The organism is Streptomyces sp. NPDC031265, assembly GCF_055570295.1.
This window is the reverse complement of record NZ_JBVIHM010000027.1, coordinates 60,859-79,880: the sequence shown is the minus strand read 5'-3', so window position 1 is coordinate 79,880 and position 19,022 is coordinate 60,859. Positions and strand designations below refer to the sequence as shown.

The window sequence follows — 19,022 nt, the reverse complement described above, 5'->3', positions numbered from 1 at the left end:
ACGTCGTCGTCCAAGCGGAGCGGGCAGCGCTCGCACGGCGGATCGCAGGGGCCGGCGTACGACCAGCTCTACGCCGAGGCCCAGCGCCGTAGCATCCACGGCCGGTCCAGCATGGACGAGGCGGAGCTGAAGCGGGTGCTGGGCGGAGGTTGACGCACGGGTCCCAGACGCGGCGTCACCCCTGGCTCTTCTCCACCTTGTACAGCTTCAGACTCTTGTTCGCGAACAGGAGGACATAGCCGCAGTTCCAGCAGATCAGCCCGGTTGCCGACTCGTTCGCCCAGCCGAGGTTCATGAACTCCGCCCCGGAGCTGTTGAGTTTCACCTCGCGGTCCCGGAAAACATCGCCCTGGCAGAAGCTGCACCTGATCCAGGTGTCCCCTATTGCGGCACGTACAGGCTTGGCCACGGCCCCCGCTCCCCCTGAATTGCCAAATGGCGAACACCCGTACGCTCGCCGCTTGGTGATCAGCGTAGTGGACCACCAAGCGGGCTCCGGTACACGTTCTGGACCAGCCGCCGTTCAGGGACGGGCGCCGGGCCGGACGGCCATGCGTGCTCATCGCGCCCTTCGGCGTGGGGTGAAGGCGTAGAGGTCGAGGATGTCGGGACAGGGCGCGATGCCGGGGCCGCCGGCCTGGACCCAGGCGGCGATGTCGTCCGTGGCGTCGGGATCGTTGACCAAACCGAGCCAGACCGGGCGGGCACCGGCGACGCGTGCGGCACGAGAGGGCTGGACGACGATCACGTTGGCCTGTTCGCAGACGTCGAGGCAGGCGGAGACACGTACGGGCGCGTTCTCGGCAAGCCGCGCCTTCTGCTGCGCGTGGTCGACTCCGGGCACCTTCGCGCTCCCGCAGCAGCAGTCCCTGCACACCACGATCCGGCACGGGGCCGAGTCGGCTGGGGTGCGTCCGGCGTCATCTTCTGGTTGCCGCTCCGACATACCGCTCACGCTCCTCCTCCGGGGAGATCCGCCCCGGTTTCGTCAAGGAGGCGACGACGTGAGTCTCCTGGCTCTCGGGTCGCCGCTCGCCCCGTCCTTCCCGCCCGTGTCCGGGCAGTGGTCTGTTCGGGGTTCGCTCGCCGATCACAGTGGCGGGACCGCGCCGGAATTCCACCGGCTTCCTCGTTCCGCGTCGCCTTGTCGTCGGGCATCGTCGCACGTCGGGCGGCAGCGCGTCACCACCGTCGCCCGGGGGTGGGCGATCCGGACGCGCTGTGGTTCGCCGCCGGAGAGGGCGCGCCAGGGCTGCCTGGTCAAGTCATGCGATCGGTGACGGGTCAGGGGATGAAGGTGGTGGTGTTCTGGTCGATCCGCAGGGAGCGCCCGAGGGGTGGTGCGGCGCTCTGAGGGGGCAGTTGAGGCGTTCGCAGGCGCGGCAGCCGTGCTGAGGGATTGGCGGTCGAAGGGCTGGTCAGGGCGAAGCCGTCGGAGCAGACGAGCCGATGAGCGTGTGGCGGGTCTCGCAACAGAGGCCGATGGCCAACAAGCGGTGACGGCCGTGGCGGCCCGTCAGGTGCGGCTCGGTGCCGGCTCCGGCTCGGAGAAATGCGCTGCCGCGCGGCGAGGGAGCAGCAGCGGCGTTGCCAGCAGGAGCACGCCGGCCAGGCCGATGGCCGTACGTGGGCCGAGCAGGCTGCCCAGTACGCCCCAGACGGCCGTCAGGAGCGCGGTCGTGGCTTTGGTCGTCACCGCCCAGGCGGACAGGGTGCGGGTGACGCGATCGGTCGCGGTGCGTTCGAGGCGGTAGGTGGCGTAGACGGGGTTGAAGACCCCGCAGCAGAAGATCAGCCCGAGCTCGACGCCGATCACCAGCAGCAGCCCTGCGGTGCCCGAGCCCAGGAAGGCCAGGCCGACGGGCCAGATCGCGCGCAGCGCCCCGACCACGACCAGGACCTGGTGCTGCCCGAACCGGGTGACGAGCGGTCGGGCCAGCCGTGAACCGAGCAGTCCGGCGATTGAGGGCGCGGCGAAGGCGAGGCCGTACTGCCACGGTGCGAAGCCGAGCCGGCCGAGCATCAGGACGGCCAGCAGCGGCTGGACGGCCATCACCAGGCCGTTGAACAAGGCGGTGTTGAGGAGCAGTGGACGCAGTGTCGCGTCGGCGAGGATGTACCGCCAGCCGTCGAGCAGGTCCCCGGCCCGCATGCGCGGGCCCTCCCGGCGCTCGGGCCGCGGCTCGTGCCCGCCTGTCGCGCGGATGCCCAGCGCCGAGAGCAGGTAGCTGACCGCGTCGGCCACCACCGTCGCCACCGGACCGAGGAGCCCGATCGCGGCGCCGCCCAGCGGCGGTCCGATGATCGTGGTCGTCCAGGCCGTGGACTCGAATCGGGCGTTGGCGACGAGCAGGTCCTCGGCCGGCAGCAGCGTCTTCAGGTATGCGCCGGAGGCGGCACGGAAGGTGATGTCGGCTGCTGCTACGACGATGGAGACCAGCAGGAGCTGGAGGAAGGTGAGCATGCCGAGCGCGTACGCGGCGGGGATCGTCAGCAGCGCCGCGAACCGCACCAGGTCCATCGCGATCAGCACCGGCCGCTTGCGGCGGAACTCCACCCACGGGCCGAGCGGCACCGCCACGGCCGCGCCCACCGCAGCCCCCATGGAGGAGAGCGCGGCGACCTCGGCCGGTCCGGCGTGCAGCACCTGGATGGCGATCAGCGGGAACGCGCCGAAGGCGAGCCAGGTGCCGAGCGCGCTGGTCCCGTACGCTCCCCAGAGCCAGCCGAACCGCCGCCCCAGCCTATGTCCGCGCAGATGTCCCAGCCGGTGCCCGACCCTCATGCCCGCCGCCCCTCGCCACTCACCCGCACAACCGATCCGCGATCGGAAGCATCAAAGCGAGCGCCTTCCCCGGGGGTCAAACAACCGCAGGACCGTCGGGTCACAACCAATGGTTGTACCCGTAAGGTGCCGGCATGGACCTCGACACCGTCCGGACCTTCGTTGCCGCCGCTGACGCAAGGCAGTTCCAGGAGGCCGCCGCCGAGCTGGCGGTCACCCAGCAAGCTGTCTCCAAGCGCATCGCCGCGCTGGAGCGCAACCTCGGGGTACGGCTGTTCACCCGCACCGCGCGCGGCGCCGAGCTCACCATCGACGGGCAGGCGTTCCTGCCCCACGCGCGCGAGCTGCTGCGCGTCGCCGATCGCGCGGTCACCTCCGTGCGCCCCGGCCGCCGTCCGCTGCGCGTAGACGTGATCGCCTCGCGCGTCGCGCCGTCAGGCCTGATGCGCGGCTTCCACCACGCGCACCCCGAGATCGAGCTCGACGTGGTGATGCTGTTCGACATCGAGACGGCCATCGTCGCCGTCCGGTCCGGTGCGATCGACGCGTCCTTCCGCGCCCTCGCCGCGCCCGGCCGGCCCCTTCCCGAGGACATCGAGTCCGTCCGGGTGCTCGACGAGCCGCTCCAACTCCTCACCGGCCCCGCCCACGCGCTGGCGGGCGCCCGGTCGGTGCCCCTCGCCCAGCTCGCCGGGCACCGGATCTGGATGCCCGGCCTCGTCCCCGGTACCGAGTGGAGCGCCTACTACGACGACCTCGTCGCCGAGTTCGGCCTCACCATCGAGGCGACCGGCCCCAACTTCGGCTCCGACGCGCTCCTCGACACCATCGCCGACACCCCGGCCCTGGCCACCTTCATGGGCGAGCAGACCCGCCTCGTCTGGCCCGCCGACCACGGACTGCGCCGCATCCCGGTGACCGACCCGACGCCCGTCTACCCGCACTCGCTCCTGTGGCACCGCGACAACCCCCACCCAGCACTGGCCACTCTCCGCGCCCACCTCGCCGCCACAGCGGCCGGGCACGACGCCGCCGGGACCTGGGCGCCGGACTGGGTGATTCCGCGCTGAACGCCGCCGCGCGTCTTCGGGCATCGTGTCCGGATCGACGGACGGTGACGGACGGTTTCGGGGGCGGGGGTGGCCGTCGGCACACTCCGGCTCTCCCCCACCGTGTGCCTCACATGTCTTGGCAGTGATCAAGGCTGCGAACTGCCGATCCGGCCCGGAAACCTCAGACAACCGCTGGTGACGGCGCCAGAGTGGAACGGCGTCAACTGCACGGCCGTGGCAGAGCACCGACCTGAGCGGACATATGTGGATGCCAGACGTGCAGCCGCGACGGCCCCCGGGTCTACCAGGGCACGACCTGCCCTTGGTGATCAAGGAAGTGAAGTCCGGGCTTCCCTTGCTGGCGCTCGATCGTCTCCGCCACCCCGGGAACGCTTTCCTCCACACTGAGATCGGCGTCGGGTCCGCCGAGTTCGGTGCGGACTTGCCGGCCCGGTGCAGGTCCTGTCCGCCTTCGGTGTTCAATGCGATGCTTCCCTGGCCGGAGACATGATGCCGATGGTCCCGGTCGGGGCGACCAGCGGGTGGAGGGACTCCACGGCGCGCATCGGGCTGAGCGTGTTGGTGATCATGACTTCGGTGATCGCCTCCGGGCAGGGCATCGCACTCGTCCCCGTCAGCGTCGCGCGCTCGCACTCCCGCCCCGACCTCGTCTATCTGGCCGTCACCGACGCCCTGCCCGTCGAGACCTGCCTGGCGGTACCCGAGAACCACTGCACAGGCCTCGTACTGGACTTCCTGGACCTCGCCACCGCAACGCTGCGCCAGCACTCCGGCAATCCACAGGGGGCAGAGGAGACCAGGGCCACGAGCATGGCGCACGCGCTGTCCACGGACTGACCGAGAGCCGCACTGCGCGAAGGCCTCAACACCTGCCAACCCAACGACGAATGGAAGCGCAGGAAGTACCGGGGCAAGTACACCGGGCTCCACAAGACCGGCGACGTCAGCCTCAACGGCGAGGGTGAGGTGTGGATCGCGTACGGGAAGATGGCCGGCTCCTGAGTCCAGCCGCGTGACCGCCGACCTCTGGAGCACGAAGGCGGACATCCGTATGAGACACACCATCGCCCGCTTGGCGGCCACGGCTGTCGCCACGATCACCGCACTGGTCGGATCCCGGGCTGGGTGCATGGCGACAGCCACGACCGGGCAGAGCGCTGGCGAACCTCAGCACAGCACGACGACCGCAGTCGCGATCGCAGCCGACGCGTGCGTCGCCAACGAGAACCTGGGCGAGATCGCGACCAACTTCATCTCCCGCTGCCGCAAGGGCTCCATCCGGCAGGAGTTTCCCGGGCAGCGCTACGGCGACACTCTGGGGTACGTCAAGGGCTGCGGCGAGAGGTCCTTGGAAGCTCCTGAACGACAACCGCTTCAAGAAGTAGGCTCCAGGCATGAGTGTCTACGTCGCCGTCCTGCTGTGCGAGGCATCGAGCACGGCCGAAGACCATGTTCCGCTCTACCAGGAGAATTTCGTCCTGCTGACGGCACAGGACGAGGAGGAGGCTCGCGGCAAGGCGCTTGCGCACGGCAAGGGCCTGGAAACGAGCTACGAAAACGACCTCGGCGAGACCATCACCTGGAGACTCCGTCACGTCGTGGATGTGAGCGAAGCCCTCGACACCGAGCTCGGTGACGGATCCGAGGTGTACAGCAGACACTTCAGTAACTACGACGCCTACCGGTCCTTCGAACCCCTGCTGTCGGGGGAGGAACTCTAGGGCGGCAGCGACGACAGCCACGCCTGTAAGCCACAGGCGCGGTCTCTGCCCACAGCCCCGGCCGGCCAACCGGCTGACGTCAATGCCGCGCGTCCGGTCCCGGGGCGGCTGACCGGCAAGGTCTCTCTCGCCGGGCACACGCAGAGGCCGACCGACCACTGCCTCGGAAACTGTGCATCCGTCACAACGGGAAAGTCTCCACGCAAGCCCCTGCCGCACGGCAGGGACTTGTTGGCTTGGCCCCGTCCATGACTTCGGACGGCGGTCCTCAGAGCCATCGCGTTCGAATGGTTCACGAGTTGCGGCAGCACCGATTCGGAGGCCCCGCATGGATTGCCGTGCGCGCCCAGCTTGTTGGGCACTTGGGGCGTGCCCGGCTGGGACGGTAGGCGCTCAGTAGCGGTACGCGCCCATCGCGATCTCGATGAACGAACGGATCAACGGGTTGGTGTGGCCGTCGTTCCACACCGCGACCACTCGGCTTGGCGCCATGTCGACCAGCGGAACCGCAGTCAGGTTCTCCGGCAGATCGTGTCCCAGTGGGGCCAAGCCGACCGTGCTGTTCCAGAGCACGGCCTGCACACATTCCTGGACGACGCGCACCACCGGGCCCTCGCGCGGTCTGCCGCCGTTCCAGTACGACTGCCAGATCGGGTCGGTTCCCTGCGGGAACTGGAACCAGCGGCGGTCGGCCAGTTCCGCCAGCTTCAAGTCGTGGCGACGGGCCAGCGGATCGTCGGCGCGCAGTACCGCACCGACCGGATCGCTGCGCAGCTCACGCACCGTCAGGGCGGTGTCGTTGAACGGCGCACGGGTCAGGGCGACGTCGACCAGCCCGGCGCGCAACCCGCAGGTCGGATCGGTCAGGTCGGCGTCGCGGACGCGGATGTCGACGCCGGGGTGGCTTCGGCGGAAGACGTCCGCCAGCCTGGTGATACCGGGGTCGGTGCCGTCGCCCAGGATGCCGATGGTGAGCGTCGCGGCGCCGGCCGCCGCAGTCACCCGGGCGTGGACGCGGTCGGCCTGGTCGAGCAGGGCCCGCGCTTCGTCGAGCAGCACTGCCCCCACCGGGGTGAGCGTGACGCCGGCAGGCGAACGGGCCAACAGCAGGGCACCGACCTCGGTCTCCAGCTGCTTGATCGCCCGGCTCAGCGGCGGCTGGCTCATGTGCAGCCGGGCGGCGGCCCGGCCGAAGTGGAGTTCCTCGGCGACCGCCACGAAGTAGCGCAGGATACGTAACTCCACGCTGCAACGATACGCGCAAGGTATCGACGTGGCGGAACGGGTCTTGGACACGCGCAGGGCCCTGGCGGTGCACTCGGAGCATGACCGACGAAGCGAAGCCCAGTGAACCGCAGACCGACCCCGCCGTATCGGTGATCAGCCCCGACGACGGCGAGAGGATCGTCATGGGCACCACGCGCATGCGCGTCCTCGAAGACGGCAGCCACACCGGGCACCGCCTGGGGATCACCGAGTCCGTCCTCGCCCCGCACACCTCCGGACCGCCGCAGCACCGCCACGCCCAGCACGACGAGGGCTTCTACATCATCTCCGGCACGGTGCGCTTCACCGTCGGGGACAAGGAGCACGACGCGACCGCGGGCACGCTCGTGATGGTCCCGCCCGGCGCCCCGCACACCTTCGCCAACGTGACCGACCGACCCGCCGTCATGCTCAGCATGTTCACCCCCGACCTGTACGTGCAGTACTTCCGAGACCTCCAGAGCATGAGCGCCGACGGCAGGCCTCTGACCCCTCAGGGGGGCATCCACACGATGAGCCGCTACGCCACCGAGCCCGCTACCGACTTCACCTGAAGACGGCGGGCGGACATCGCCCGGCTGCCCGCCACCGGACCGGCACAGCCAAGGTGCCGCCAAGGTGCCGCCACCTCTCGGCGTCCGAGTCGCTCACACAGTCTCACCTGCCGGTTCCGAGCGCTCCCCCGGAGTCGGCAGGTCACCCACAAGCGGTGGCCCTTGAAGGGAAATCATGACCATCGTGTACTGGATCATTGCCGGACTGCTCGCCTCCTTCTACCTCTGCTACCTCTGCGCGGGCGTGGTCAAGATGATCCGCAGCCACGATCTGCTCCGCCCGATGATGGCTTGGGTGGACCGCATACCGCCGCCCGCCGCCAGGCGAATGGGAAGGCTCGAAGTTCTGGGCGCCGCGCGCTGCAACTGCCACCGGCGACCGGCATCGCGCCCTGGCTGGTCCTGGCCGCGGCCATCGGGTTCGCGCTCCTGCATATCGCGGCGCTCATCGTGCACCCGACCGGCGAAGACCGGCAGGCCATGCTCAACGCCGGGCCCTGGCCGCATGGCCTTCGCCCTGGAACCGCAAGGAGGCCGCAGGGCGAAGGACCGCTTATCGGCGCAGGCCGTGAGCGCCGCCCCTCCTCGACCAAATCAGCGGGCTTCGTCCCGTCCCACTGACTGAACCCCAACACCCCAGCAAACTCCCATCGACGCATACCGGGCCGAGCACATCCCGCCCCCGGACAGCCAGACAGCCCTTCGGGAAGCCGCGGGTCGCCCACGCCGTCTTCTCCGGCAGACCCCCATGGCCTCAGGACGCAACGACACCCTCACCTCCACCCCGAACACCACGTCGGCCTGCCCCACCAAGGCGGTGGAACAGACCGACGTTACGTCGCGAAGGGCATTCGCCGGGGGTGTCCGGGTACGGGCCGGCCCCTCCGGCGTTCTGGCAACGGGGGTAGGGCTAGAAGCCCTTCACCGCCCAGTCCTGGACGTCAGGAGTGGGGCTGCCCTGGGTCCACAGGGTCAGCCAGACGCCGTTGCCCAGGGAGTTGCCCTTCGGCGTGATGGCCTTGCCGTAGGCGTTGACGGCGCTGCCGTCCGCCGAGGGGGAGAACCGCTGGACGTCGCTTGAGGGGTTGCACGTCCACAGTGTCAGCAGCGCGCCGTTGGTGTTCGCGCCGTTGGCCTCGGGGGTGATGCACTTGCCGCTGGCCTTGTGGACGATCAGACCGTTCTCGTACTTCCACCGCTGGGCATCCGATCCCGTACAGCTCCACACGGTGATCGGGGTGCCGTTGGCGGTGGCGTTGCCCTGAGGCGTCGCGCAGACGGAGCCCGCCTGGTGGAAGTTGGTGAGCCAGCTCCAGCCGTCGACGGGCTTGCCGGCGTCGGGCTCGACGTTGAACACCACCCGGCGCGGCCCGCTGGAGTCCACCAGTGCCTCGTTGGCGCCCCAGAGCCGCTTGGCAAGGGGGTCCCAGGAGAGGCCCTGGGTCAGCTGCGGTGCCTGAGTGAGGACATGCGGCGCCTCGCCGGGCTTGGCCACGTGGATGCAGGAGTAGAGCTCGGTGCCACCCGGCCAGTACGTCGGGCAGGTACCGCTCATGTAGTAGTTGGTGCCGTCCGTGGCCGTGCCCTGGATGCCCCACACGGGAGAGGTGTAGCCCGTGGTCTCCGAGGCGACCGTGGTGGGAGTGCCGGTGCCGAGGGCCGACAGCGGCCAGCGGACGATGCGGGCGCCTGCGCCGTTCCTGTTCTCCACCGACACCAGGGCCGGCGTCGCGCCGGAGCGGTCGACGCTCAGGCTGCTCAGGCACAGCTCGTCGCGGACGGCCGGACCGCAGGCGCGGGGGCTGTTGTTGACGTATGCCGTGGAGATGTTGTCGACCGCGGCGGTACTGACGGTGCTGTAGCGGGCGACGAGCGGCATCGCCCAGAGGTGGAAACGAGCGGAGGTCTTGCCCGCAGCCAGACGGGTGAGGGCGCTCGTGGTGTCGTTCATGCGCCAGATACGCGTCAGATCGAAGACCTGCAGTTCCGCGCCGTTGGCGACGAACAGCCTGTTGCCGTACCAGGCGACGCCGTCCGAGTGCGACGGGTACTCAAGCGGCTTGAAATTGCCGTTGACCGGCTCCACGAGCGCGATGTGCCCGTACTTGACCTGGCCACCGGTCGACTCTGCGATCGAGACCCTCGCGTAGTCCTCGACGGTCGTCGGAGTGCGACCCGAGACATACGTGCCGTGGTACCAGGAGGTGGCCGTCAGGGAGCGGCCCTCGTACAGCCCGTCGGCGGTGGCGGCATGCGAACCGGCGAAGCCCTGCGGCATCCAACCACCGGCGTCATCCGCGTAGTTGGACCTGTCGTCCTCATCGTCCCAACAGAACCCGTCGGGCTTGAGAGCGCCGTTCAGCCCGGTGGCGTGACAGAGGCCCGGGCGTCCCGTACGAGTGCCCAGGACGTCGGTGACGGACGCCTTGGCGACTCCGGCGGCCTCGGCGGAGGTGATGAGGTTGGTCTTGTCCCCGTCCACGCGCGTGAGCTTGAAGTTCGCGGTGAACGGGTCCAGGCCGGAGGCGGCCTGGGCGGACTGGACGGGGAGCAGTACGGAGGCGGCTACCGTCACCCCCAGTGCAAGCTGGGCAAGGCGACTCCTTCGTCCGAACATGAGTTTCATTCGGCCAGGGTAACTGCCGTCGACGTGCCATGATCATCTCCCTTACATGGTCTTCACGCAGGTCAGCACCGCGAGCCGGGCGTCGGTACCGAAACGAAAGCCGGGCCGGCGGCAGGGCCGGACCAGCGCATCTCCGTCCCTGGGCCACAGCCGACGGCCCCGCCGTCAAGCCGCGCGTCCCGAGGTCAACACCCGGCCGGCCGCCTCGCTCAATGTGGGGTAGTCGGTGTAGCCGGTCGGCCCACCCACGTACATCGTGTACTTGTCCCGCACCGCGTTCAGGGGCGCGCCGGTCCGCAGGCGCTCGACCAGGTCGGGGTTGGCGAGGAACGCGCGACCCAGCGCGATCACATCGGCACCCGCTGCCAGCAGGCGTTCTCCGGCGCGCCGCCCGCCGTCTGCGGGCATGGGGGCGGGCCAGCCGAGATTCGGGTTGGCCATCAGTGTGCCGGGCCAGCTGTTGCGGATCCGGGTGAAGACCGGCTGCTCCGGATCGGCGGACTCCAGGTGCAGATAGGCCAGTCCGGCATCCGCCAGAGCCCCGATGAGCTCGTCGTAGATGCGCGCGGTGTCGCCTTCCTCGATCCCGTTGACGGTGTGCGCCGGGGAGATCCGAAGCCCCGTCCTTTCGGGGCCGATCGCGTCGGCCACGGCCCTGGTCACCTCCACCGCGAAACGGACGCGGCGCGACACCGACCCACCGTAGGCATCACTGCGCAGATTGGTGTTCTCGGCCATGAACTGGTGCAGAAGCATTCCGTTGGCAGCGTGCACCTCGACCCCGGCGAAGCCCGCTTCGACCGCGTTGCGGGCTGCCTGGGCGAAGTCGGCGACGGTGGCGTGGATGTCCTCGACGGTCATGGCACGGGGCACCACGGAAGGCCGCCGTCCAGCGGGCGTATGGATCGTCTCCGGGAGCGCTATGGGCGAGGGGGCCTGCGGCACCAATCCGCTGTTGTCCGGGTGCCCCACCCGGCCACCGTGCTGGAGCTGAAGGAACATCGCTCCCCCTTCGGCGCGCACCGCGTCGGTGACCTGCCGCCATCCCGCTATCTGTGCCGCGCTGTGGATTCCGGGGATGTTGGGGTAGGTCTGCCCCGCGGCGTTCGGCGTGGTGCCCTCCGCGATGATCAGCCCGGCCGAGGCGCGCTGGGCGTACTGCGTGGCCATCAGGGCCCCTGGAACACCGTCGGCATCCGCCCGGTTCCTCGTCAGCGGCGCCATGACCAGACGGTTGGGCAGGTACAGCGGGCCGAGGTGGGCGGGGGCGAAGAGGCTGGAGTTGACTGTTGTGTGCGTCATGACCGTACGGTAGAAGTTGACACCGGTGTCAGGTTCAAGGGGGACGGGGTGATCCCGTCGCGGGCAGGGGGAAAGATGCGGGTCGGGGAACTGGCCGAACGGACGGGCGTGAGCGAACGCTCGTTGCGCTACTACGAGAAGCAGGGCCTGCTGACCGCCGAGCGGACTCCCGGCGGCCACCGTCAGTTCGGCGAGTGGGCGGTCGACCGGGTCATCCGCATTCAGGCCCTGTACGCCGCGGGCCTCAACAGCACCAAGATAGCGGCGCTGTTGCCCTGCATGCGCGACGCGGACGGTGGTCCCTCCGCGCAGGCGACGGAGCGGCTGGTCGCCGAACTCGCGCAGGAGCGCAGGCGGATCGACCAGCTCATCGCCGATCTGCTGCGCTCCCGCGACGTCCTGGACGAGGTGATGGAACTCGCCGCAGAGCCACGTCACGCCGCGGCCGCGCAGTAGGAGCCGACACATGTCCGCCGGGCCATCCGTCTCCTCCCTCTCCGGATGCGCGACTCGTCCCTGCCGAACGGTCTGCCGCCCTCATCGCGCAGCAGGCCAAGCAGGCCCCCACGGTCCGGCGCGCGTCCCGCAGCAGCAGCCGCAGCTCCGAGCCGCCGCCATGGGCGGCCAGTGACCTGCGGGCACGCCGGTGACCGGCTGTGCCCCAGCCCGACGGTAGCCGGCCGGCCCCGCCGAGCAGCCCCACTGGGGACGCCAGGTGGGCGACATCGACGGGGCTGACAAGGTCGGTCCCCAGGTACGACTCGTACAGTTGGCCCCTGACGAGGTCGAGGCCCAACCCGTGCGGGAACCCGCAGGAGACCGCACCCGTCGCCGGGTTCATACCGAACAGCCGTAGCCCGTCATACGCCACGCAGGGGTACCAGGCATGCGACACGTGCTCGGCCAACTCATCTCTGACAAAGGGGCCCTGTCCCGGCACCTCCAGGACGCGCGCAGCCCGGTTCATATCCCCGCTCCCCGCTCCCCGCTCAGTGCGCAATCGCAGGGGGCTCGGGTCCTGATGCAGGACCACTACTGAGCAGGTGCTGGCGCGGCATCGCCCACCAAGCCGGCCCTCCACCCTCCTGTCGGCCACCGGCCCGCGCCGGTGGGGAGTCTGACGTCACGTTCGAATCATGATTGTTGCTCTCTGGTGGTGCCTGCTTTCACCGTGTAGCGTCACAGTCAGATGTCGTGGTTCGCAGTACCTGCCCGCGCTCCGGTGCGGGCGCCTTGCTGTGCAGTGCGGGACCAGGGCGATCACCTCCGGGCCCGCGTGGTGCGGACCCGATATCAACTGAGAGGCACGCGCAATGGCCAGCGGAACTGTGAAGTGGTTCAACTCGGAAAAGGGCTTCGGCTTCATCGCCCAGGACGGCGGCGGCCCGGACGTCTTCGCCCACTACTCCAACATCAACTCCTCCGGCTTCCGTGAGCTCCAGGAAGGCCAGACCGTGACCTTCGACATCACGCAGGGCCAGAAGGGCCCGCAGGCGGAGAACATCACCACCGCCTGACCGCTCAGCACCACGGAGGGCCTCGGAGCCACACCTGCACCGTGGCCCTCCGTGGTGGTGTCCGCTCACACCGCGTCAGGGCCGAGGCCTTCGACCGCAAAACGTCGTCGGGTCGGAACCTCGCGTTCCTCATTGGTCGGGTGTTGAGCAACAGACTGTGTGAGCACGACTCCTGCGGCCTGCCCGACGACGGCGACCACGTGTGCTGACCGCGCCCGGGCGGGACTGTATCCGTCGACTTGACTCAAGGACGCCTTCGCGTCACGGTGCACGCCATCGGCCGCACGTCCGTGCACTGTTCGCCCAGAACGCGGTGGACCTGCTGGCGACGCCGGTAACCGAGTGCCTGGAACAGGACCACGACCTCCACCTGCTCCGTCTTCGTGGACAAGCAGCAGGCGGTGTACGTCACCGACGACGTGACCGATGTCGGCACCGATCCGGTCGCCGTACAGCGCGACTCCCTGGCTCGGATGGGCAATCCGCAGAAGGCCGCCATCGGGGACGACGCCCGTATCGCGGACAAGGGCGGGGTCGCGGTCAGCGTCTGCACGTACCAGGGCAGGCGCCAGAGGTTCGTGGCCCTGGTTGACCTCGCATCGGAACATGTGGCGCCGAAGCCGACCGCCGGAAAGCGCTGGAGGAGTTCCTGCGCGCCCATGCGCCAATGGCCATGGAGGCGCAGGCTGCCGGAAGTGACTTCTGCTCCCACCGGACCGTCAAGGCCGTCCTGGCCTTGCAGCTCGCTGTCCCGCATGAGGCTGGGACGGCACAGCAAAGCCTCCGCAAGGCCGACTCAACCGCATCAAGAGAGCGCGCTGACCATGGCAGCCGTCAGAGTCGCCCGGTGACCGACGATCTCCACCGAAGTCATCCACCAGCGGTCGGCACAAGTGCCCCCGCCCCCGTGACCAGCAACTCACCAGGCACAGTGCCCAATAGTGCACTCTGTGGGACGCAGCAGGTGCCTGGTGATCGCGCAACGGGCCCCGTTGACCTTGACACGGTGACAGGGCTTTCACTGCTTGCCAAGGAGGTGGTCCGATGACGATCACGAGACAGGACACGGATGCGGTCCGAGCGCTCCAGGGGCTGGAGGACGGCCGCTCGTCCGTGCGACTGCAAGCTGCTTTGGCGGTCGGCACGACGCCTGACCCGCGCTTCGTCGACAAGCTCATCGAACGATGCGCAGTCGAGCCCGAGTTCTTCGTCCGCGACATGCTGACCTGGGCGCTCACACGCCACCCGGTATCCCTGACGCTCCCCGAGCTGATCCGTGCGGTCCGCTCCGAGCATCCGCAGGCACGAAGCCAGGCGCTGCACACGCTGTCCAAGATCGGAGACCGGCAGGCGTGGCCGGCGATCACACGGGCACTGTTGTCCGACGCCGACGACGAAGTGGCGCGGAGCGCCTGGCGGGCCGCGGTCGTGCTCGTGCCGGAAGGCGAGGAGTCCGCGTTGGCCGCGGTGTTGGCGACGCAGCTCGGGCGCGGTGAGCGGGAGACGCAGCTGAGTCTCAGCCGGGCGCTGGTCGCGCTGGGTGAAGCGATGGTGCCGGCTCTGCGTGCAGCGACGACGGGCCCTGACCCACGCGTGCGCGCGCACGCGCTCGCCACACAACGGCTGCTGCGCGACCCGGACGCCGGATTCGAGTTCGCGATCGAGGAGGCGAAGCGCGTCGTGGCCCTCGACGGGTCGGCCAGGAGGGACGATGGGACGTGTTGATCGGTGAGGTGGCGCGGCGGTGCGGGGTCAGTGCCCGCATGCTCAGGCATTACGAGTCGCTCGGTCTGGTGCGGCCTTCGGGTCGTACGGGCTCCGGCTATCGGGAGTACTCCGGCGAGGACATCCGGCGGATCTTCCATATCGAGAGCCTGCGGTCGCTGGGGCTGTCGCTGCGTGAGATCGGGCGCGCACTCGACGACCCCGGCTTCACGCCCTCGGCGCTCGTCGGGGACCTCATCCGGCAGACGCGCGAACGCATCGCGGCGGAGACCGAGCTGCTCACGCGGCTGTGCCGGATCGATGCCGCGGACCCCGGCGGCTGGGAGGACGTCCTCCAGGTCGTTGCGCTCCTCCAGGCGCTGGGGTCGAACAGCGCCGACACGCGCCAGCGCGCGGCCCTTTCCTCGGGCAACGAGGTTCCGGTGCCGGTGGAGGCCCTGGTCGAGGCGGCACTGAGCGAGACGGAGCCGAACGTCGCCGGAGCCCTTCGATGGGCGCTGGCCCGGTCGGGCGACGACGGCGGCTCGGCACTGCTGGCGCAGGGCCTCGGCTCACCGGTGGCCGCGGTGCGGAAACGTGCTGTTCAGGCCCTCGCCGAGCTGCCCGGAGGTGGGGCCACCGGGCAGCTGCGGGACGCTCTCACGAACTCCGACGCCGTGGTACGCGGGTATGCCGCTCTGGCGCTCGGGACACGTGGAATGGCCGATGCGGTCCCGACGCTCATCGACATGATCGTGGAAGGAAAGAACGACACCGATGCAGCCGATGCACTGAGCGTGCTGGCGAGCGACACCGCGACGGCGGATCAGATCGCGACCGGGCTCGTCGACCGCCTCGCCCACGACACCACTGAAGCGCCTGCACGCGGACGGCTGACCCAGGCGCTGGCGGGCATCCCGGGGACGACTGCGTCACGTGCCCTCGTGGAGTTGTCGCACGACGAGGACCGTGCCGTCGCGCTGACCGCGACCTACCTCCTTCAGCTATGCGACGGGCGGTGACGGATCACTCCTGGGGCGCCGCGTACGCGGCCCGCGGGGCGGAAGGTCCCGGACGTATCACCGCCCACCGAAGGGGGACGGCGGACCTCCTGGCCGAGTTTCCGCAGCGCTGCCGCGACATCGCAGCGTGGGTCGCCTCGACGGCGGCGCAGTCGTCAGGTGCTCTCTTCCGGAGCGGGGCACGGGCAGGCCGAGGCTGTAGTGCGTTGGCTTCCCGGGCCGAGCGGCTCGCCGCTCAGCGGGTCCGTGCCGTGCGCGAGAACACTTCGGCAGCGCTGATCGGGAGCGGCGCCCAATCATCCCGCACCTTCCACGGCGGCCCGAACATGTGGGACAGCCCAACTGGGGGGAGCGCTCACCTTGTTCAGAGTCGATATCCCGGGCGGGACCGTGCGTATCGAGCCGAGCGAACCGGAACGCAGCGGCGGCATCCGCTACACCCAGGACATGTCCCCCCGCCGGGCGGGTGGACTGGCAGGTTCGACGCTCATTCCAGCTGGCAGATCACGGGCGCTGTCGATGCCCCGGAAGTAGGGATCATTAGTTGTCACTGGCCAGGTTCCGCCTTTTCGGTTTGTCGATCCCGGAACACGGCCGGTGGCGGCGCCGAAACGTGGCCGGCCCCGACATGATCAGCGTGAAGGCGGGCACACGGAGGGCTACTGGCAGGCGGTGGAGGCGGCGGTATGCGTAGCGTGGGTGTGGAGGAGGAGCTGCTGCTGGTCGATGCCCGCAGCGGCTTTCCGCAGGCGGTCGCCGGGGCGGTGCTGGCGGCAGCCGAGCGGCAGGCCTGGGAAGGACCTGGCGAGGTCACGTCCAGCCATCAGCTGGAGAAGGAACTGCAGAAGGAGCAGTTGGAGTTCGCCACCAAGCCGGTGACGCGGATGGGTGAGCTCCAGGAGGAGATCAGGCGCAGGCGTCATGAGGCCGCCCGGCACGCGGCGACCGCCGGGGCCGTGGTGGCGGCCATCGCGACATCTCCCCTGCCCGTGCGGCCCCTGCTGAACGTCGGCAAGCGCTACGAGTGGATGGGCGAACAGTTCGGGCTGACCGCGCAGGAACAGCTGACGTGCGGCTGCCATGTCCACGTGGCCGTCGAGTCGGACGAGGAAGGAGTGGCGGTCCTGGACCGCATCCGGCCCTGGCTGTCCGTCCTGACGGCGATGAGCGCGAACTCTCCGTTCTGGCAGGGCCAGGACAGTGGGTACGCGAGTTACCGCAGCCGTGTGTGGAACCGGTGGCCCTCGGCCGGACCCGTGGACGTGTTCGGCTCCGCCGACCGCTACCACGAGCAGGTCACGGCGATGGTCGACACCGGAGTGCTGCGCGACAGAGGCATGATCTACTTCGACGCCCGCCTGTCGGCCGTCTACCCCACGGTGGAGATCAGGGTCGCCGACGTCTGCCTGGACCCTGCCACGCCCGTCCTGCTGGCCGCGCTCACCCGCGGCCTCGTGGAGACAGCCGCACGCGCCTGGCGGGACGGCCGGCCACCGGCGCGGATCGGCACCAGTCTGCTGCGGCTCGCTTCCTGGCGCGCCGGTCGCTCGGGCCTGGACGGCCCGCTGCTCCACCCCGAGACCATGCGCGAGACGTCCCCCGTGGCAGCGGTGGGCGCCCTCTACCAGCACGTACGGGCGGTGCTCGTGGACCACGACGACGATGAACTCGTCCGGGAGGGCATCGCGCAGTTGGAGCGGCGGGGGAACGGCGCCCAGACGCAGCGCAGGCTGCTGCACGACGAGGGCGACCTGGCCCGCGTGGTGACCCGGTGCGCGGAGCTGACCACGGGCGGAGAAGACCCGCAGGTGTAGCAGCCCTCTGCACCCACACGGTCGGCCGGTCTGCCGCACCACGCCCGCCGCCCTCCTGCCGACCGGCCGCGCTCCCCCGCGGGCAGGGCCCGGGCCGTGCGAGCTGCCGCGGTATCCCGGCCGCCTGGTCGAAGGACATCGCTTCCAAGCGGCTTGTGCGGCACTGCGCACGAGGGAGGTCAACATGATCAGCCGCCCCGGACGCGAACGCCTTCGGCGGCGGTTTCAAAAGCGCCCGCACCGGTCATGGCTGTCACTCGCCCGAACGCCCGGAGAAACGATGACCGACAAGCGCTCCATGAAAGCGGCCACGGACAAGGTCGCGGATGTCCTGCGCGGCGGCGCACGGGAGCCCACCGGGCCCGAGGACGGTGTGCCGGGCAGCCGGGACCCGTCTCCCCCGAGGTACTCATCACCGGTCCGGAAGGGGACCTGGAAAGCGTGGCGCGGGTACGCCAGGCCGTCCTCGACGCGGGCATGGTGCCCCTCGTCGTCGCGCCGGTGGGGGGTGTCCTCGGGAGCGGGGACGGCGCGGTCACCGTCCAGCGGACGTTCGCCGCAGGGCGGTCGGTGGAGTTCGACGCGCTGCTGTGCGCCGGGACACCCTCCCCGGGCTCCGATGCCTACGGCGCCCGGGACGCGAAGCCGGGTCTCCCCGAGCCGGGCCCCATCGACCCTCGGGTCCAGGCCCTGTTCCTTGAGGCCCATCGGCACGGCAGAGCCATCGGCGGCTGGAACGACACCCGTCAGCTCTTCCACACCCTCGGCCTGACCGCGGACACCCCCGGCGTCGTCCTGGGCGAGGACGCCGGGGGTGTCCTGGAGCAGGTGACCACGCTTCTGGGCAGCCACCGCGTCTGGCAGCGGTTCCCCACCGCTGTCTGAGACCGGCTGGCCTACGGCTCCCCCACCAGGTGGAGCGGGCTCACGGCCCGGGCGGAGTACGCCGACGGCTGCTTCCCAGCAACCGTCGGCAGGCGGTGTTCGTGCCGGTCCGGCCCGGTAGGGGGTCCGGACCGGCCGCCTGTCCCGTCGCCGTACGGCCATCGTCGGCAGCCCGACTTCAACGGCTCGGGCATTGGGTTCACCGCTGGGGTCACATCAGTGCGGGTGTGTGATCGGTCAGAGACCGGTCAGAGAGTCTCGCCCGGGTTTCCGGGCCGGATGCGCCCGCGCCAGCCACCGCTGTCGCCACCGCTCTCGACGTAGTCCTTGTACCGACGCATGTCTCCCTTCACACGCCGACCGATCACACCCAGCGCGTCCGCGCCCTTCTCGGCGACCCCGGTGGGCTCGACCTCCATCGTCAACTCCACCCTGGTGTGGGTGTTGTCCAGCCGCTCGAATTGGACCGATCCCCGCTGCTGGGTGTCACCGCCGACGGAACGCCAGGTGATCCGGTCGTCAGGCAACTGGTCCACGATCTCCGTGTCGAACTCACGCCGCACCCCACCGATGCTGGTGGTCCAGTGGTTGTGCCGGTCGTCGAGCTGCCTGACCTCCTCGACGCCCTCCATGAACTGGGGGAATTCCTCGAACTGCGTCCACTGGTTGTACGCCTCGCGGATCGGGACCTCCACGTCGACCGCTTCCTTGACCGTGCTCATGAATTCCTCCTTATCGTCTCCGACGGGAACC

Annotated in this window: 18 protein-coding genes, 1 pseudogene and 1 riboswitch; of the genes and pseudogenes, 12 read left to right on the top strand and 7 right to left on the bottom strand. The window is 69.7% G+C overall.

The window, feature by feature from the left end:
* Positions 1 to 175 precede the first annotated feature (175 nt).
* From ACZ499_RS31740 to ACZ499_RS31730, 3 genes are all read right to left on the bottom strand, one after another.
* Complete coding sequence (locus tag ACZ499_RS31740) at positions 176 to 409, bottom strand: hypothetical protein (protein WP_468401956.1); 234 nt, start codon at positions 407 to 409, stop codon at positions 176 to 178.
* 150 nt (positions 410 to 559) lie between these two features.
* Positions 560 to 946, bottom strand: a complete 387-nt coding sequence (locus ACZ499_RS31735; protein WP_468679667.1) for a (2Fe-2S) ferredoxin domain-containing protein — start codon at positions 944 to 946, stop codon at positions 560 to 562.
* 38 nt (positions 947 to 984) lie between these two features.
* Positions 985 to 1,177: riboswitch (cobalamin riboswitch) on the bottom strand.
* Positions 1,178 to 1,516: 339 nt separating this feature from the next.
* Positions 1,517 to 2,785: an MFS transporter gene (locus ACZ499_RS31730; RefSeq protein WP_468679642.1), complete on the bottom strand. Its 1,269-nt coding sequence runs from the start codon at positions 2,783 to 2,785 to the stop codon at positions 1,517 to 1,519.
* Positions 2,786 to 2,919: 134 nt separating this feature from the next.
* On the opposite strand from ACZ499_RS31730, the gene ACZ499_RS31725 reads away from it, so the two are divergent.
* The 3 genes from ACZ499_RS31725 (at position 2,920) to ACZ499_RS31715 (ending at position 5,579) form a co-directional block, all read left to right on the top strand.
* Positions 2,920 to 3,855 carry a LysR family transcriptional regulator gene (locus ACZ499_RS31725; RefSeq protein WP_468679641.1) on the top strand — a complete coding sequence of 312 codons (936 nt, stop codon included), beginning with the start codon at positions 2,920 to 2,922 and terminating at the stop codon, positions 3,853 to 3,855.
* A 570-nt stretch (positions 3,856 to 4,425) separates the two neighbouring features.
* Positions 4,426 to 4,695, top strand: a complete 270-nt coding sequence (locus ACZ499_RS31720) for a hypothetical protein (protein ID WP_468679640.1) — start codon at positions 4,426 to 4,428, stop codon at positions 4,693 to 4,695.
* A gap of 557 nt (positions 4,696 to 5,252) precedes the next feature.
* Entirely contained in the window at positions 5,253 to 5,579 is a 327-nt protein-coding gene (locus tag ACZ499_RS31715) for a DUF4288 domain-containing protein (RefSeq protein WP_468679639.1), read from the top strand.
* A 393-nt stretch (positions 5,580 to 5,972) separates the two neighbouring features.
* Here ACZ499_RS31715 and ACZ499_RS31710 read toward each other — a convergent pair whose 3' ends face one another.
* On the bottom strand, positions 5,973 to 6,824 hold the full coding sequence (locus ACZ499_RS31710; protein ID WP_468679638.1) for a LysR family transcriptional regulator: 852 nt from the start codon (positions 6,822 to 6,824) through the stop codon (positions 5,973 to 5,975).
* 80 nt (positions 6,825 to 6,904) lie between these two features.
* Between ACZ499_RS31710 and ACZ499_RS31705 the strand changes: the two genes are divergently transcribed.
* Entirely contained in the window at positions 6,905 to 7,399 is a 495-nt protein-coding gene (locus ACZ499_RS31705) for a cupin domain-containing protein (protein WP_468679637.1), read from the top strand.
* 175 nt (positions 7,400 to 7,574) lie between these two features.
* Positions 7,575 to 7,894 (top strand): annotated as a pseudogene (locus ACZ499_RS31700) (DoxX family protein); the annotation flags it as partial.
* A 415-nt stretch (positions 7,895 to 8,309) separates the two neighbouring features.
* Here the strand turns inward: ACZ499_RS31700 and ACZ499_RS31695 are convergent.
* Together ACZ499_RS31695 and ACZ499_RS31690 are read right to left on the bottom strand one after the other, a co-directional pair.
* Complete coding sequence (locus ACZ499_RS31695; RefSeq protein WP_468679636.1) at positions 8,310 to 10,025, bottom strand: RICIN domain-containing protein; 1,716 nt, start codon at positions 10,023 to 10,025, stop codon at positions 8,310 to 8,312.
* Between the two features lie 165 nt (positions 10,026 to 10,190).
* On the bottom strand, positions 10,191 to 11,327 hold the full coding sequence (locus tag ACZ499_RS31690; protein WP_468679635.1) for an alkene reductase: 1,137 nt from the start codon (positions 11,325 to 11,327) through the stop codon (positions 10,191 to 10,193).
* A 75-nt stretch (positions 11,328 to 11,402) separates the two neighbouring features.
* Here ACZ499_RS31690 and ACZ499_RS31685 point away from each other — a divergent pair, with 75 nt between their 5' ends.
* The 7 genes from ACZ499_RS31685 (at position 11,403) to ACZ499_RS31655 (ending at position 18,269) form a co-directional block, all read left to right on the top strand.
* Positions 11,403 to 11,783 (top strand): MerR family transcriptional regulator, encoded by a 381-nt coding sequence (locus ACZ499_RS31685; RefSeq protein WP_468401963.1) that lies wholly within the window; start codon positions 11,403 to 11,405, stop codon positions 11,781 to 11,783.
* Positions 11,784 to 12,640: 857 nt separating this feature from the next.
* Positions 12,641 to 12,844: a cold-shock protein gene (locus ACZ499_RS31680; RefSeq protein ID WP_468679634.1), complete on the top strand. Its 204-nt coding sequence runs from the start codon at positions 12,641 to 12,643 to the stop codon at positions 12,842 to 12,844.
* Positions 12,845 to 13,227: 383 nt separating this feature from the next.
* The gene (locus ACZ499_RS31675) at positions 13,228 to 13,695 is read left to right on the top strand and encodes a hypothetical protein (protein ID WP_468679633.1); all 468 of its coding nucleotides are present in this window, start codon (positions 13,228 to 13,230) and stop codon (positions 13,693 to 13,695) included.
* Positions 13,696 to 13,888: 193 nt separating this feature from the next.
* Entirely contained in the window at positions 13,889 to 14,569 is a 681-nt protein-coding gene (locus ACZ499_RS31670; protein WP_468679632.1) for a HEAT repeat domain-containing protein, read from the top strand.
* On the top strand, positions 14,563 to 15,570 hold the full coding sequence (locus ACZ499_RS31665) for a MerR family transcriptional regulator (protein WP_468679631.1): 1,008 nt from the start codon (positions 14,563 to 14,565) through the stop codon (positions 15,568 to 15,570). Before ACZ499_RS31670 ends, ACZ499_RS31665 begins: the two co-directional genes overlap by 7 nt.
* A gap of 686 nt (positions 15,571 to 16,256) precedes the next feature.
* Positions 16,257 to 17,384: a glutamate--cysteine ligase gene (locus ACZ499_RS31660; protein WP_468679630.1), complete on the top strand. Its 1,128-nt coding sequence runs from the start codon at positions 16,257 to 16,259 to the stop codon at positions 17,382 to 17,384.
* A gap of 246 nt (positions 17,385 to 17,630) precedes the next feature.
* Entirely contained in the window at positions 17,631 to 18,269 is a 639-nt protein-coding gene (locus ACZ499_RS31655) for a hypothetical protein (protein ID WP_468679629.1), read from the top strand.
* Positions 18,270 to 18,517: 248 nt separating this feature from the next.
* Here the strand turns inward: ACZ499_RS31655 and ACZ499_RS31650 are convergent, their stop codons facing one another.
* Positions 18,518 to 18,991 carry an SRPBCC family protein gene (locus ACZ499_RS31650; protein WP_468679628.1) on the bottom strand — a complete coding sequence of 158 codons (474 nt, stop codon included), beginning with the start codon at positions 18,989 to 18,991 and terminating at the stop codon, positions 18,518 to 18,520.
* Positions 18,992 to 19,022: the final 31 nt, after the last annotated feature.

Coding starts and splice junctions, on each gene's coding strand:
- ACZ499_RS31720 (WP_468679640.1), top strand. CDS start 4,426: ATGACTTCGGTGATCGCCTCCGGGCAGGGCATCGCACTCGTCCCCGTC.
- ACZ499_RS31680 (WP_468679634.1), top strand. CDS start 12,641: ATGGCCAGCGGAACTGTGAAGTGGTTCAACTCGGAAAAGGGCTTCGGC.
- ACZ499_RS31725 (WP_468679641.1), top strand. CDS start 2,920: ATGGACCTCGACACCGTCCGGACCTTCGTTGCCGCCGCTGACGCAAGG.
- ACZ499_RS31650 (WP_468679628.1), bottom strand. CDS start 18,991: ATGAGCACGGTCAAGGAAGCGGTCGACGTGGAGGTCCCGATCCGCGAG.
- ACZ499_RS31685 (WP_468401963.1), top strand. CDS start 11,403: ATGCGGGTCGGGGAACTGGCCGAACGGACGGGCGTGAGCGAACGCTCG.
- ACZ499_RS31705 (WP_468679637.1), top strand. CDS start 6,905: ATGACCGACGAAGCGAAGCCCAGTGAACCGCAGACCGACCCCGCCGTA.
- ACZ499_RS31730 (WP_468679642.1), bottom strand. CDS start 2,785: ATGAGGGTCGGGCACCGGCTGGGACATCTGCGCGGACATAGGCTGGGG.
- ACZ499_RS31655 (WP_468679629.1), top strand. CDS start 17,631: ATGGCTGTCACTCGCCCGAACGCCCGGAGAAACGATGACCGACAAGCG.
- ACZ499_RS31715 (WP_468679639.1), top strand. CDS start 5,253: ATGAGTGTCTACGTCGCCGTCCTGCTGTGCGAGGCATCGAGCACGGCC.
- ACZ499_RS31690 (WP_468679635.1), bottom strand. CDS start 11,327: ATGACGCACACAACAGTCAACTCCAGCCTCTTCGCCCCCGCCCACCTC.
- ACZ499_RS31735 (WP_468679667.1), bottom strand. CDS start 946: ATGTCGGAGCGGCAACCAGAAGATGACGCCGGACGCACCCCAGCCGAC.
- ACZ499_RS31670 (WP_468679632.1), top strand. CDS start 13,889: ATGACGATCACGAGACAGGACACGGATGCGGTCCGAGCGCTCCAGGGG.
- ACZ499_RS31695 (WP_468679636.1), bottom strand. CDS start 10,025: ATGAAACTCATGTTCGGACGAAGGAGTCGCCTTGCCCAGCTTGCACTG.
- ACZ499_RS31660 (WP_468679630.1), top strand. CDS start 16,257: ATGCGTAGCGTGGGTGTGGAGGAGGAGCTGCTGCTGGTCGATGCCCGC.